The following is a 13638-nucleotide window of genomic DNA, read 5'->3' as shown; positions in this document are numbered from 1 at the left end:
AGAGCCCTACTTCAACACGATCGTCCTGTTCCCATTCAGGATGATCCGCCCCTCGCAGTGCCAGCGAACGGCGTTGCTGAGGGCCTTGCATTCGGTGTCCCGGCCGGCGGCTACGAGATCGTCCGGCCCGAACGTGTGGTCCACTTCCACTACCTGCTGGGCGATGATGGGACCTTCGTCCAACTCGCCGTTGACGTAGTGGGCGGTGGCGCCCACAGTTTTCACCCCACGCGCGTAGGCCTGGTGGTAGGGCTTGGCGCCCTTGAAACTGGGCAGGAACGAGTGGTGGATGTTGATCGCGCGGCCGTCCAGCTTGCGGGCGAGGTCGTCGCTGAGAACTTGCATGTACCGGGCCAGGACAATGAGTTCCACGTCCAGTTCATCGATGATCTCCAGCAGGCGCCCCTCGGCAGCCGGCTTGGTAGCGGCGGTGACAGGAACGTGGAAGAACGGAATCCCGTGCCATTCCGCCAGGCCCTGGTGGTCGGTGTGGTTGGACACCACGCCCACCACGTTGATGGGCAGCTCGCCGATTCTTGCCCGGAACAGGAGGTCGTTCAGGCAGTGCCCGAACTTGGAGACCATGATCAACACGCGTCGCTTGTAGCCTTGGCGCTCCAGCTCCCAGTTCATGCTGTATTTCTTCCCCACCGGGGCGAAAGCTGTCCGCAATGCATCAACTGTCGAGGTGTCGCCGGACGAAGCGAAGTGCACCCGCATGAAGAAGTGGCCTTCGGCGCGGTCGCCGAACTGCTTGTTGTCGATGATGTCGCAGCCGTGCTCCAGCAGGAAGCCGGACACCGCGTGCACGATTCCCGGTCCTTCGGGGCAGTCGAGGGTGAGGACGTGTTCCACTGTGGTCTCAGGTGAGGAGACGGAAGTGGTTTCGGTTTGTATGGCAGTCATGGCTAGCACTCCACTACGTTGACGGCGAGGCCTCCACGGGAGGTCTCCTTGTACTTGGATTTCATGTCTGCGCCGGTCTCGCGCATGGTCTTGATGGCTTTGTCCAGCGATACTTTGTGGCTGCCATCGCCATGCAGGGCAAGGCGCGCGGCATTGATGGCCTTGACGCTGGCGATCGCATTGCGTTCGATGCAGGGAATCTGCACCAGCCCGCCCACGGGATCGCACGTGAGGCCGAGGTTGTGTTCGATGCCCACTTCAGCGGCATTCTCCACTTGCTCCGGCGTTCCACCCAGGACTTCGCAGAGCCCGGCGGCGGCCATCGAGCAGGCGGAGCCCACCTCGCCCTGGCAGCCCACTTCGGCGCCGGAGATGGAGGCGTTGATTTTGAACAGGATTCCGACGGCGGCCGCCGCCAGCAGGAACCGCACGACACCGTCGTCGTTGGCTCCCGGAACAAACTTGGTGTAATAGTGCAGCACGGCGGGCACAATCCCGGCGGCACCATTGGTGGGCGCGGTGACAATCCTGCCGCCCGCGGCGTTTTCCTCGTTCACGGCCAAGGCGAAGAGGTTGACCCATTCCATGGCCAGGAGGGGGTCCGCTGAACTTGCTCCGTTCAGCTCGGCGTCCGTCTCGGAAAGCTTCTTGAACAACGACGGCGCCCGTCGCCTGACCTTCAGGCCTCCCGGCAGGATTCCCTCGGCAGAGCAGCCGTTCTCCACGCATTCCTGCATGACAGCCCAAATGCTGAGCAGCCGTTCGCGGAGCTCGTCCTCAGTGCGCCAGACGAGTTCGTTGGCCAGCATGATGTCCGAGATCGACTTGCCTTCCCGGACGCAGATGGCCAGCAACTCGTCCGCCGTGGTGAAGGGGTAGGGCAGGACGGTGTCATCGGCTACTACTTTGTCGGCTCCGGAGACGTCCCCGTCCACCACGAAGCCGCCCCCGATGGAGTAGTAGCTGCGTTCCCGGAGCACGGTGCCCGTGTGGTCCAGGGCGCGGAAGGTCATGCCGTTGGGGTGGGCCGGCAACGACTTGCGGCGGTGCAGGACCACGTCCTCGTCCCAGTTGAAGTCCACCCGGTGGTTGCCGCCCAGCCGGAGTTCGGCGTCGAGGGCCGCGGCGGCCACCTGGTCATCGGCTGTGTGGGTGTTCACGGTTTCGGGTGAGTGGCCTTGCAGCCCCAGAATCACGGCTTTGTCTGAGCCGTGGCCCCGGCCGGTGGCGCCCAGGGAGCCGAAAAGCTCAGCCTGGACGCGCACCGTAGCCGGGAGCTGGCCGGAGGATTCAAGTCCGTCCGTGAACTGTTTTGCCGCGCGCATGGGGCCGACCGTGTGGGAAGAGGACGGCCCGATGCCAACAGAAAACAGGTCAAGCACACTCAGTGCCATCAGGGGACCTCTGGGGAGGCGTACTCCCGCATGGCGTCAAGGAGCCAGCGTCCCAGGAAGTCGGCAAAGGAAGCCCGGGGAAAGATCCGGTAGGACTCCTCCGAGGTCTTCCAGAGCATCACCGGAATGTGCGCGAGTTCAGTGGAGACGGCGGTTCCGGCCCTGAAGACGCGGGGGTGCAGGTCCAAGGCGCAGGTCTTCTCCAGCACTGCCCGGGCGTGGCTGCCGGAGAGCTCGAACGTGGTGCGGTTGGCGGACAGGTCCACCACCTGGCCTGCGTCGTTGCCCAATGCCGAGGTCAAGTCGCTGACCAGGGAACCACCCAGGGAATCGTGTGCTTCCTCCGGAGCTACCACCAGGAACTCGGTGGGGCCAAGCCATAGCGCGTTCACGGAACCGGCCCCCGTCACCTCACCGCAGGTGGCCGGCAAGCCGCCGGTCACGGACGCAACCCGGGTACCGGCGTCGGACGCTGGGTGAACCCGGACGCCCACCATGGTTTGGTACGGGATTTCGGTGAGAGTCACCGTGCCCGGCACGGAGCCGGAAGTGAAAGCGTCAGCCAGGTGTTGGGCCGGACTGCGGCGGGCACCCCGGACGCGGTTGACGTGTGCGGTTTCTGCTGGTGTTGCTGTTTCAGCCATCTTTGCGGGTCCCTTCAGCATCGAAAAGTACGGTTTCGCCAACAACCACGTCCACCAATTGGTCTCCCAGCGAGGCCACCAGGGTCTCGCCGACGCGGTTGCGGCCGTTTTGAATGAGGGCCAGGGCGAAGGAACGGCCCAGTGCGGCGCTGTGGTAGCTGGAGGTTACAAATCCCTCCATGGGGACGGGTCCGTTAGCCGGGTTGACCGGGATGCCCTTTTCCACCAGCTGCGTGCCTTCGGGCAACCGCAGCGAGTGGTCCACGGGAAGGACGCTCACCAGGTGCTTGCGGTCCTCGCGGCTTGCATCCTGCCGGAGGTAGGAGCGCTTGCCGATGAAGTCCTTGGCCTTGGAGACAATCCAATCCATGCCGGCGTCCTGCGGGGTGACCGTGCCATCGGTGTCCTGCCCCACGATCGGGTAGCCCTTCTCGGCGCGGAGGACGTGCATGGTTTCGGTGCCGTACGGGGTGATGTTGAACTCGGCACCTGCGGCGGCAACTGCTTCCCAGGTGTTGAGGCCGTACCAGGACGGGATGTTGATTTCATAGGCCAGTTCACCGGAGAAGGAGATCCGGCAAACGCGTGCCTGCACTCCGGACGCCAGGGTGGTCTCGCGGAACGTCATGAACGGGAAGTTTTCGGCATCCAGGCCACCGTTTTCGGCGAGCTGGGGAGCAACCTTCGCGATCACGGCGCGGGATTTCGGGCCGACGACGGCAATGGTGCTCCATTGTTCGGTGACGGACGTGCAGACCACATCGAGCTCGGGCCACTCCGTCTGGTGCCACTCTTCCAACCAGTCCAGCACCTTGGCTGCGCCGCCGGTGGTGGTGGTCATGAAGTAGCGGTCATCGTCCAGGCGCAGGGTCACGCCGTCGTCGAAGATCATGCCGTCCAAGGTGCACATGACGCCGTAGCGGGCGGATCCCGGGGCGAGCTTCTTGAACGCGTTGGTGTAAACCCGGTTCAGGAATTCTCCGGCGTCCTTGCCACGGATCTCGATCTTGCCCAGGGTGGTGGCGTCCATGAAGCCCACGGAGTCGCGGACGGCTGCGCATTCACGCAGGACGGCCGTGTCCATGTCTTCGCTGCCCTGCGGGTAGTACCAGGGGCGCTTCCACTGTCCAACATCTTCGAACAATGCGCCCTGGGCAACGTGCCACGGGTGGATGGAGGTGACGCGGGCGGGATCGAACAGTTCCCCACGCTGGCGGCCGGCCAATGCTGCGAAGGCCACGGGCGTGAACGGAGCACGGTATGCCGTGGTTCCGATCTCGCCAACACCGGGGATATTCTCTGCTCCGCCGAACTTCAGGGCTGCGGCGATCACACCGATTGCGTTGACGCCGGAGGTCTTGCCCTGATCATTGGCCGTGCTGATGGAGGTGTACCGCTTGACGTGCTCCACGGACCGCATGCCTGCGCCGGTGGAGCGGAGGACGTCGGCTACGGACTGGTCGCGCTGGAAGTCAACGAAGTGGTAGTGCCATTCGCCGGGCTCACCTGTTTGGCCGGGAACCAGCCACAGCTGGCGGCTCGGAGCGCTTGCCTTGGGTGCCTGGAGCTCCAACGGAGTGGTTTCGGATTCAAAGCCGGCGGCGATGGATGCTGCCGCTCCCGCCGAGATGCCCTCTGCCAGGCAGTCCTGGAGTTCAAAGCTGCCACGGCCTGCGCCCACAACCTGTTGGTCACGAACGGGAGCGGCGGGGATGAACGCTGCGAGCTCGTCATCCCAACGCAGCTTGCCCTGGCGCTGGCTGTGGAGGTGGACCACAGGGCTCCAACCACCGGAAACTGCAAGGAGATCGGCAGCCAGCTGTTCGACGCCCGAGGTGAGTTCGCCGTCGTCGTTGATACTGCGGACGGTCACCCCATTCAGGCGGCCGTTTTCATCCGCGGACGTATCAGCCACGGCGCTGCCGATCAGGACCCGGATACCGGACTCGACGGCGGCGGCGGCCTTCGCGCTGATCTGCGGACGGGCATCGACGACGGCGGCAACCGCCACGCCTGCTGCCTGCAGGTCCGCAGCCAGGGCGTAAGTGGAATCGTTCGTGGTGCTGATGACCACGCGCGAACCGGCTGCCACGGCGTAACGGTTGAGGTAGGTGCGGGCCGCTGAGGCGAGCATGATGCCGGGGCGGTCGTTGTTCTCGAACACCAGCGGACGCTCATGGGCGCCGGGAGCCAGGACAACCTGCTTGGCACGGATGTGCCAAATACGCTGGCGGGAGACGCCCGAAGCTGCCGGAACGCTCAGGTGGTCCGTGCGGTTCTGGGCGGCGATGAAGTAGTTGGAATCGTAGGAACCGAACGCAGTGGTGCGGTTCAGCACCGTGCATTCGCCGGCCGACACCAGCTCGGCTTCAACGTCGGCAACCCATTCCAGGGCCGGCTTGCCTTCGATCTGCTCTGCGAGTTCCGGGGCCGTGGAACCGGACAGCAGGGAGCCGCCAAGTTCAGGCTGATCGTCAATGAGGATGACGCGGGCACCGGTGCGGACAGCTTCGCGGGCTGCTGCCAGGCCGGCAACTCCGCCGCCAACTACCAGGACGTCGGTGTGGACGTACTTCTTGTCGTACTCGGCCTTGTCCTCGTTGGGATCCAGTTTGCCCAGTCCGGAGAGGAGCTCAATGTTCATGCCATCCACCAAGGAAACTGCGGTGGCCGGAAGCATGGACTCGGCAACGTGTCCGCGGAAACGGGGAGCGATCTTGACCAAGGCGTTGGACTCTTCCACGCCTGCGGCCATGATGCCGCGGGGGCGGTCCTCGTACAGGGAGTTGCCGGCGTTGATGTGGCCGTTGGCCAGAAGCGCCGAAGCGACGGTGTCACCCGGGTGGCCGGTGAATTCCCGGCCGTCCACCGTGAAGCGCCAGGAGATGCTGCGATCGATGCGTCCGCCGGTGGCGAGGCGTGCGTTCTTGCTGGTCACTTCTAGACTCCTTCCGAGGAGGTGGGTGCTGTGGAGCCGGAGATGGGGACGCCGGTGGTTGGGGCTCCGGGGGCGAGGCCGGGTTCGGTTTGGCCGAATTCCCCGGTCTGGGTGAACTCACCCGGCTGGGTGGTTTCACTCTTGCTGGTCCCGGCGCTTGGGATGTCCGGGCGGGCCTGGCCCATCCCGTAAATGGAGTGGATCTCGTAGCTCACGGTGTCGCGGAGCATGTTGAACCACTGACGGCAGCCGGTGCTGTGGACCCAGCGCTCGGCGAAGGTTCCCTTGGTGTTCTCACGGTAGAACAGGTATTCAGCCCATTCGCGGTCCGTGAGGTCGTTGGGGCTTTCGGGGTAGGCAACGTGTGCTTGGCCGCCGTAGTGGAATTCGGTTTCGTCGCGTGGCCCGCAGTTGGGGCATGAAATGAGGAGCATGTCTTGTCCTGTCCTGTCCTGGGTGGGCGCTAGTGGGCCACGGCTGCGGCGCCGTGTTCGTCGATCAAGGCGCCGGTCTCGAAGCGTTCCAGAGCAAAGGGCTTGTTCAGCTTGTGGGGTGCACCCGTTGCAATGGTGTGCGCGAAGGTCAGGCCCGCGGCCGGGGTGCCCTTGAAGCCGCCGGTTCCCCAACCACAGTTGACGAACATGTTCTCCACCGGGGACAGACCAACGATCGGCGAGGCATCCAAGGTGGTGTCCACGATGCCGCCCCAGGTCCGGAGCACATGGGCCCGGGCGAAGATCGGGAAGAGCTCCACGGCTGCTGCCATCTGCTCCTCGATCACATGGAATGAGCCACGCTGGCCGTAGCCGTTGTAGGAGTCGACGCCGGCGCCCATCACCAGTTCGCCCTTGTGGGCCTGGGAGACGTACACGTGGACGTGGTTGGACATGACCACCGTGGGGTGGACAGGTTCGTGAAGCTCGGACACCAAAGCCTGGAGCGGGTGGCTCTGGATCGGCAGGCGGAAGCCGGCCATTTCTGCCAGGACCGAGCTGTGCCCGGCGGCGCAGAGGCCCACCTTTTCGGTGTTGATGGTGCCGCGGGTGGTCTTGACGCCGGTGACCCGGTTGCCGTCCTTGATGAAGCCGGTGACTTCGCAGTTCTGGATGATGTCCACACCGAGTTCGTCGCACTTGCGGGCGAAGGCCCAGGCCACGTGGTCGTGCTTGGCGATGCCTGCACGCGGCTGGTACGTGGCGCCCATGACGGGGTAGCGGATGTTGTCGCTGATGTTCAGGATGGGGCAGAGTTCCTTGACCTGCTGCGGGTCCAGCCATTCTGCGTCCACGCCGTTGAGGCGGTTGGCTCCTACGCGGCGAACGCTTTCGCGGACGTCACCCAGGGTGTGTGCCAGGTTCATCACGCCGCGCTGGCTGAACAGGAAGTCGTACTCCAGCTCTTCCGGGAGGATCTCCCAGAGCTTGAGGGCGTGCTCGTAAATGGCAGCGCTCTCGTCCCAGAGGTAGTTGGAACGGATGATGGTGGTGTTGCGGGCCATGTTTCCACCGGCCAGCCAACCCTTTTCCAGGATGGCGATGTTGGTCATGCCGTGGTTTTTCGCCAGGAAGTACGCAGTGGCCAGGCCATGCCCGCCACCACCCACAATCACGGCGTCATAGCTTTTCTTCGGGTCCGGGTTACGCCAGAGGAAGTCCGGGTGTTCGGGGAGGTGGTCGGCACTCACTGGGCTGCTCCAATCAGTTCTGTTTCGTTTACGGCGCCATTGCCGTTGTTGTTCAGGTGGGGGTAAAGCGGGAACTTCTCCGCCAGGGCGGTTACGCGGCGGCGGAGCTCGACGGCGGTGGTTTCGTCCAGGGACACGTCGGCTTCGGTGCGGGCTGCTTCGGTGCCTGCCTCAGTGCCTGCTTTCGTGCCGTCGGCTTGGGTGCCGCTGTTCGCTGCGGCGATCAACGCCGTCGCAATGATGTCCGAGACTTCAGTGAAGTCCTCGGCACCGAAACCGCGGGCGGCGAGGGCGGGAGTGCCGATGCGCAGGCCGGAGGAAACCATGGGCGGGCGGGGGTCGAAGGGGACGGCATTGCGGTTGACTGTGATGCCGATCCGGTGCAGGGTGTCTTCTGCCTGCTGGCCGTTAAGGACGGAGTTGCGGAGGTCGGCCAGCACCAGGTGGACGTCGGTTCCGCCGCTGACAACGGAGATGCCGGCTGCAGCAACGTCGTCCTGGAGGAGGCGCTGGGCCAGGATCTTGGAGCCTTCAAGGACGCGGACCTGGCGTTCCTGGAATTCCGGCTCGGATGCCATCTTGAAAGCCACGGCCTTCGCGGCGATGACGTGCTCCAACGGACCGCCCTGCTGGCCCGGGAAGACGGCAGAGTCAACCTTCTTGGCGATGTCGGCGTCGTTGGTCAGGATCACACCGCCGCGGGGACCGCCGAGGGTCTTGTGGGTGGTGCTGGTGACGATGTGGGCGTGCGGCACCGGGCTCGGGTGGAGCCCTGCAGCGACGAGACCCGCGAAGTGGGCCATGTCCACCATCAGGTAGGCGCCCACCAGGTCCGCGATCCGGCGGAATTCAGCGAAGTCCAACTGGCGGGAGTAGGCCGACCAGCCGGCGACGATCAGTTGGGGCTTGCTCTCAAGTGCCAGGCGTTCAACTTCAGCCATGTCCACGGTGTGGGTGTCCTCGCGGACGCCATAGGGAACAACTTTGTACAACTTGCCGGAGAAGTTGATGCGCATGCCGTGGGTCAGGTGGCCGCCGTGGGCGAGGTTCAGGCCCATGATGGTGTCGCCCGGGGTGATCAGTGCGTGCATGGCCGAGGCATTGGCCTGGGCTCCGGAGTGGGGCTGGACGTTGGCGAACTCCGCGCCAAAGAGTGCCTTCAGACGATCAATGGCGAGCTGTTCGATCACATCAACGTGTTCGCAGCCGCCGTAGTAGCGCTTGCCGGGGTAGCCTTCGGCGTACTTGTTGGTCAGCACCGAGCCCTGGGCCTCCATGACGGCCGTGGGAGCGAAGTTCTCAGAGGCGATCATTTCCAGCGTGGACTGCTGGCGGATGAGTTCCTGGGCGATCGCCTGATCAACCTCCGGGTCCGCCTGTGCAAGCGGGCGGATCAGCGGTTCAACCATGGTGTTCTCCTTCAAAAGCTTGGCTAGTGGCCGACTGTTAGGCAACTGATATATTAGAACTATTGCCATAGTATGTTGGAGATCACATAGTCGTCAACAGGTCCGCCGTAACTCATCCATCAGGCTGGGAGTGCGACTACCGGGAGAGAGCAATGAGCGCAGCACTGGAAGCACTGGAATCAGCTCCACAGGGTACGTCCCTCGCGGAGAACGCCTACCTGCTGTTGCGCGACAGGCTCATCATGCTGGACATCAAGCCGGGCGACCCCATCAATGATGGCCAAATAGCCGCTGAGCTAGGCATTGGACGCACCCCTGTGCGCGAGGCCATCAAGCGCCTCGAAAGCGACCACCTCGTGGTGTCTTACCCCCGGCGAGGCACGTTCGCCACCGGCGTGGACATCACCCAGCTCGCCGAAGTCTCCGAAATCCGCGAGCTCCTGGAACCCCTGGCCTCCCGGAAAGCCGCCCGCATGGCCAGCCCTGCCATGCGCTCCGAACTGAGGGCCGTCGCTGCCGCCATTCGTGATCTCGAAGGCCAGGAGAATTCCTCGCAGGAACTCATGCGCTACGACATCCAGGTCCACAGGCTCATCTACAAAGCCTCCGCCAACGCCCACCTCGAAGACGTCCTGATCCGGTACGACAACCTCGCCACCCGAATCTGGTGCCACATGCTCGAGAAGATGCCCTCCGTCTCCGGCCACATCTCCGAGCACGCCGACCTCCTCACGGCCATAGCCGACGGCGACGAAGACCGCGCCGCCGACCTCGCCCTGCACCACGTAGTGAGCTTCGAAGAGACCATCCGCAAGGTCCTCTAAGCCCTCCTGCCCCACCCCCGACGCTCTTTCACATCCCCTTGGCTTGAGCGCGTCGCTCGCTCACTTCCCCCTGGCCTGAGCGCGATCTTCTCTCGTATCGCCCGATGGTGGCGTCATCCTCTGCGCGCTCGCTCGTTCCTCGCTTGGACGCGCGCTGCCGGATAACCCCACCCCCGACGCTCTTTCACATCCCCCTGGCTTGAGCGTGTCGCTCTCTCACATCCCCCTGGCTTGAGCGTGATCTTCTCTCGTGTCGCCCGGTGGGGGCGTCATCCTCTTCGCGCTCGCTCGTTCCTCGCTTGGACGCGCGCTGCCGGATAACCCCACCCCCTCCCGACGCTCTTTCACATCCCCTTGGCTTGGGCCCGACGCTCTTTCACATCCCATGGGCTTGAAAGCGCCGCCGACTGGACGGGGAATCCGCACTTCGTTTGCCCGCGGCCTTTCTACCGCGATCTCAAGGCGTGAGTCGGGCCGACCTTGGTGTCCGTACTGGAGACCCTTCGCGGTCAACTTTCTTCAAGGAAGTGAGAGGGCGACGCGGGGAAGGGGCGGGGGATGTGAGAGAGCGACGCGGGGAAGGGGCGGGGGATGTGAGAGAGCGACGCGGGGAAGGGGTGGGGGATGTGAGAGAGCGATCCCGTGGAGGGCGGGGGATGTGAGAGGGCGGCGCGGGGAAGGGGCGGGGGATGTGAGAGGGCGGCGCGGGGAAGGGGTGGGGGATGTGAGAGAGCGACGCGGGGAAGGGGTGGGGGATGTGAGAGAGCGATCCCGTGGAGGGCGGGGGATGTGAGAGAGCGACGCGGGGAAGGGGTGGGGATGTGAGCGAGCGATTCCGTGGAGGCCGGGGGATGTGAGAGAGCGATTCCATGGAGGGCGGGGGATGTGAGAGAGCGACATGGGGAAGCGGCGGGGATGTGAGAGAGCGATCCCGTGGAGGCCGGGGGATGTGAGAGAGCGACGGGTATTGAGCCGCTTCTGGCGCAACTGGGTCGCTGTGAATGCAACTTTGGGAATGTGGACCAGGGTGGCGATCAGATATCCAGGGACTCGCAGAACTCCGAAAGTAAAGTTTCCCCCGCCTCTTGACCGTGGCGCCGCTCACACATACTCTGGTGCAACAGCGTTGCGTTGAATGCAACCCCAATGATTTTGGTGGACACATGAGCAATGAATCCTCTGTGGCAGCCGAGCAAGGCACCTCATCCGCCTCCGGCTCCAACCACATCCCAGGCCCCAACACTTCAGTCAGCAAGGACACTCGACGGCGAGTGGTCACTGCCAGCTTCATCGGCAACTTTGTTGAGTGGTTCGACTACGCCGTCTACGGCTACTTGGCCGGCATCATCTCCACGGTCTTCTTCCCGGAGTCAGACCGGCAGACGGCCCTGCTTGCGACGTTCGGTGTCTTCGCCATCAGCTTCTTCGTGAGGCCCCTCGGCGGCTTCGTCTGGGGCCACATCGGCGATCGACTGGGACGAAAGCAGGCGCTGTCCCTCTCGATCGTGTTGATGTCGGTAGCCACTTTCTGCATCGCACTGATCCCGGGCTACGCCACCATCGGCGTGATGGCCCCTGTCCTGCTCCTCCTCGTACGCGTGGTTCAAGGATTCTCCGCTGCGGGGGAGTACGCCGGGGCGTCCGCTTTCCTGGTGGAGTATGCGCCGGCGAACCGCCGCGGACTGTATGCCGCCGTCGTGCCTGCAAGCACCGCAGCGGGACTGTTGCTGGGCTCCTTGCTGGCCGCCCTGCTGACTTCAGTACTCAGCGCGGAGCAGCTCAACGAGTGGGGCTGGCGGTTGCCGTTCCTGCTCGCCGCGCCCATGGGCCTGATCGGAAGGTACATCCGCACAAAACTGGAGGACACGCCGGCCTTCCGTGAACTCGCTGCCAAGGACAACAACGTCAAGGCACCGGCCCTGGCAATGTTCAGGACCTATCGGAAGCAGCTCATCATCGCCACGGGCGCTGTGTTGCTGAACGCCGTCGGCTTCTACGTGATCCTCAGCTATATGCCCACGTACCTGTCGGAGGAGTTGGGCTTCGGCGCCACGGAGTCGTTCCTGGCCACCACCATTGCCCTGGCCAGCTACATCGGGTTCATCTTCCTGACGGGCATCGCCTCGGACAAATTCGGCCGCAAACGCATGCTGATCACTGCATCGGTCCTCTTCATCCTGCTGACGGTGCCGGCGTTCATGCTCCTGGACACCCGCAATTTCCTGGTCATTGTCCTTGTGCAGATCCTGCTGGGCGGCATGCTCACCCTCAACGACGGCACGCTGCCCAGCTTCCTCGCCGAACTCTTCCCCACGAAGGTCCGGTACACGGGCTTCGCCGTCAGCTTCAACCTCTCCAATGCCCTGTTCGGCGGCACCGCTCCGTTCATGGCCACCCTCCTGATCGGCATGACCGCCAGCAAACTGGCCCCCGGCTGGTACCTCGTGGCCGCCGCCATAGTTTCCCTCATCGCAGTCCTGTTCGCTACGGAGACTTCCAAGAAGCCTCTGCTGCAGGACTAGTACAACCCACCCATTGAAAGGAACCACCATGACCATCACGCAGAACGAGGCCGTCAACGATGTCGCCAAGCTCGAGCGCACCAAAGTCCTCAACAACGGCGAAAAGGTCTCGCTGACCTTCTCCGACGCCGAGTTTGAACGCCGCCTCAGCGGCCTGCGCAGCATCATGGCCGAGAAAGACCTCGACGCCGTGGTCCTCACCAGCTACCACTCCATCAAGTACTACTCCGACTTCCTCTTCACCTACTTTGGCCGCTCCTACGGCATGGTGGTTACCAAGGACGACACGGTCACCATTACGGCAAATATCGACGCCGGGATGCCTTGGCGCCGCAGCTACGGCGACAACCTGGTGTACACGGACTGGCGCCGTGACAACTACATCCACGCCATCCAGGAAGTTCTGCGGACCCGCGGGATCAACCCGCGCCGTATCGGCGTCGAAGATGATTCGCTGCCGCTGGACAACCGCAACAAGATCCAGGCTGCCTTCTCCGGAGCAACGCTGGTGGACGTGGCGCAGGCTGCCATGCGGCAGAGGATGATCAAGTCGGCCGAGGAAATCGCGGTGATCAAGCACGGTGCCCGCATCGGTGACCTCGGTGGAGAAGCCATCCGCAACGCCATCACAGCCGGCATCACCGAGTATGAGGTTGCCCTGATCGGCACAGAAGCGATGGTGCACGAGATCGCCCGGACGTTCCCGGACTCCGAAATCCGCGACACCTGGGTGTGGTTCCAGTCCGGCATCAACACTGACGGCGCCCACAACTGGGCCACCACGCGCAAAATCCAGGAACACGACATCCTGTCGCTGAACTGCTTCCCCATGACCAGCGGTTACTACACCGCATTGGAACGGACCCTGTTCTACGGTGAACCGGACGCCCGTTCCTTGGAACTGTGGAACATCAACGTGGAGGTCCACAAGCGCGGCCTCGAACTCATCAAGCCCGGAGCCGTCTGCAAGGACATCGCCGCCGAGCTCAACGAGATCTACGTCAGCCACGGGCTCCTGGCCAATCGGACGTTCGGCTACGGCCACTCGTTCGGCGTGCTGAGCCACTACTACGGCCGTGAAGCTGGATTGGAACTCCGCGAGGACATCGACACCGTCCTGGAACCGGGCATGGTGGTTTCCATGGAACCGATGATCACCGTGCTGGACGGCCAGCCGGGTGCCGGCGGTTACCGCGAGCACGACATCCTGGTGGTGGGCGATGACGGCGCCGAGAACATCACCAAGTTCCCGTTCGGCCCTGAGTACAACATCATCGGAGCCTAGTGACCCGGCCGGTGGACACAGCGTGGTGTCCA

The 13638-nt window shown here is 63.9% G+C and carries 10 protein-coding genes; 3 read left to right on the top strand and 7 right to left on the bottom strand.

From position 1 onward, the window contains the following. Window positions 1-6 precede the first annotated feature (6 nt). From purU to glyA, 7 genes are read right to left on the bottom strand one after another with little or no spacing between them, the layout of a single operon-like run. Window positions 7-906 carry a formyltetrahydrofolate deformylase gene (purU, locus tag LDN85_RS20120; RefSeq protein WP_026542969.1) on the bottom strand — a complete coding sequence of 300 codons (900 nt, stop codon included), beginning with the start codon at window positions 904-906 and terminating at the stop codon, window positions 7-9. Window positions 907-908: 2 nt separating this feature from the next. Beyond that, window positions 909-2300 (bottom strand): L-serine ammonia-lyase, encoded by a 1392-nt coding sequence (locus LDN85_RS20115; RefSeq protein ID WP_223943970.1) that lies wholly within the window; start codon window positions 2298-2300, stop codon window positions 909-911. Then, complete coding sequence (locus tag LDN85_RS20110; RefSeq protein ID WP_223943969.1) at window positions 2300-2944, bottom strand: sarcosine oxidase subunit gamma family protein; 645 nt, start codon at window positions 2942-2944, stop codon at window positions 2300-2302. Before LDN85_RS20110 ends, LDN85_RS20115 begins: the two co-directional genes overlap by 1 nt. Further along, complete coding sequence (locus LDN85_RS20105) at window positions 2937-5882, bottom strand: sarcosine oxidase subunit alpha family protein (RefSeq protein WP_223943968.1); 2946 nt, start codon at window positions 5880-5882, stop codon at window positions 2937-2939. The genes LDN85_RS20110 and LDN85_RS20105 overlap by 8 nt, the downstream gene beginning before the upstream one ends. Window positions 5883-5884: 2 nt before the next feature. Further along, window positions 5885-6316 carry a sarcosine oxidase subunit delta gene (locus tag LDN85_RS20100; protein WP_223943967.1) on the bottom strand — a complete coding sequence of 144 codons (432 nt, stop codon included), beginning with the start codon at window positions 6314-6316 and terminating at the stop codon, window positions 5885-5887. A 29-nt stretch (window positions 6317-6345) separates the two neighbouring features. Continuing rightward, window positions 6346-7566, bottom strand: coding sequence for a sarcosine oxidase subunit beta family protein (locus tag LDN85_RS20095; protein WP_026542964.1), 1221 nt, complete (start codon window positions 7564-7566; stop codon window positions 6346-6348). Next, a complete protein-coding gene (gene glyA / locus LDN85_RS20090; protein ID WP_223943965.1) occupies window positions 7563-8975 on the bottom strand; it encodes a serine hydroxymethyltransferase in 1413 nt (470 codons plus the stop codon). Before glyA ends, LDN85_RS20095 begins: the two co-directional genes overlap by 4 nt. Window positions 8976-9127: 152 nt before the next feature. Here glyA and LDN85_RS20085 point away from each other — a divergent pair, with 152 nt between their 5' ends. The 3 genes from LDN85_RS20085 to LDN85_RS20075 all read left to right on the top strand — a co-directional run bounded on the left by LDN85_RS20085 (window position 9128) and on the right by LDN85_RS20075 (window position 13606). Then, complete coding sequence (locus tag LDN85_RS20085; protein WP_026542962.1) at window positions 9128-9799, top strand: GntR family transcriptional regulator; 672 nt, start codon at window positions 9128-9130, stop codon at window positions 9797-9799. Window positions 9800-10962: 1163 nt separating this feature from the next. Beyond that, window positions 10963-12321, top strand: a complete 1359-nt coding sequence (locus tag LDN85_RS20080) for an MFS transporter (RefSeq protein WP_223943963.1) — start codon at window positions 10963-10965, stop codon at window positions 12319-12321. A 28-nt stretch (window positions 12322-12349) separates the two neighbouring features. Continuing rightward, on the top strand, window positions 12350-13606 hold the full coding sequence (locus LDN85_RS20075; protein ID WP_026548452.1) for an aminopeptidase P family protein: 1257 nt from the start codon (window positions 12350-12352) through the stop codon (window positions 13604-13606). The last annotated feature ends 32 nt before the right edge of the window (window positions 13607-13638 follow it).

The organism is Arthrobacter sp. StoSoilB20 (genome assembly GCF_019977295.1).
In the GTDB taxonomy this organism is placed as follows: Bacteria; Actinomycetota; Actinomycetes; order Actinomycetales; family Micrococcaceae; genus Arthrobacter; species Arthrobacter nicotinovorans_A.
This window is presented reverse-complemented; position numbering and strand designations above follow the sequence as displayed.

Excerpts from the sequence above, each read along its gene's own strand:
- purU (WP_026542969.1), bottom strand. The coding sequence starts at position 906 with ATGACTGCCATACAAACCGAAACCACTTCCGTCTCCTCACCTGAGACC.
- LDN85_RS20115 (WP_223943970.1), bottom strand. The coding sequence starts at position 2,300 with ATGGCACTGAGTGTGCTTGACCTGTTTTCTGTTGGCATCGGGCCGTCC.
- LDN85_RS20110 (WP_223943969.1), bottom strand. The coding sequence starts at position 2,944 with ATGGCTGAAACAGCAACACCAGCAGAAACCGCACACGTCAACCGCGTC.
- LDN85_RS20100 (WP_223943967.1), bottom strand. The coding sequence starts at position 6,316 with ATGCTCCTCATTTCATGCCCCAACTGCGGGCCACGCGACGAAACCGAA.
- glyA (WP_223943965.1), bottom strand. The coding sequence starts at position 8,975 with ATGGTTGAACCGCTGATCCGCCCGCTTGCACAGGCGGACCCGGAGGTT.
- LDN85_RS20085 (WP_026542962.1), top strand. The coding sequence starts at position 9,128 with ATGAGCGCAGCACTGGAAGCACTGGAATCAGCTCCACAGGGTACGTCC.
- LDN85_RS20080 (WP_223943963.1), top strand. The coding sequence starts at position 10,963 with ATGAGCAATGAATCCTCTGTGGCAGCCGAGCAAGGCACCTCATCCGCC.
- LDN85_RS20075 (WP_026548452.1), top strand. The coding sequence starts at position 12,350 with ATGACCATCACGCAGAACGAGGCCGTCAACGATGTCGCCAAGCTCGAG.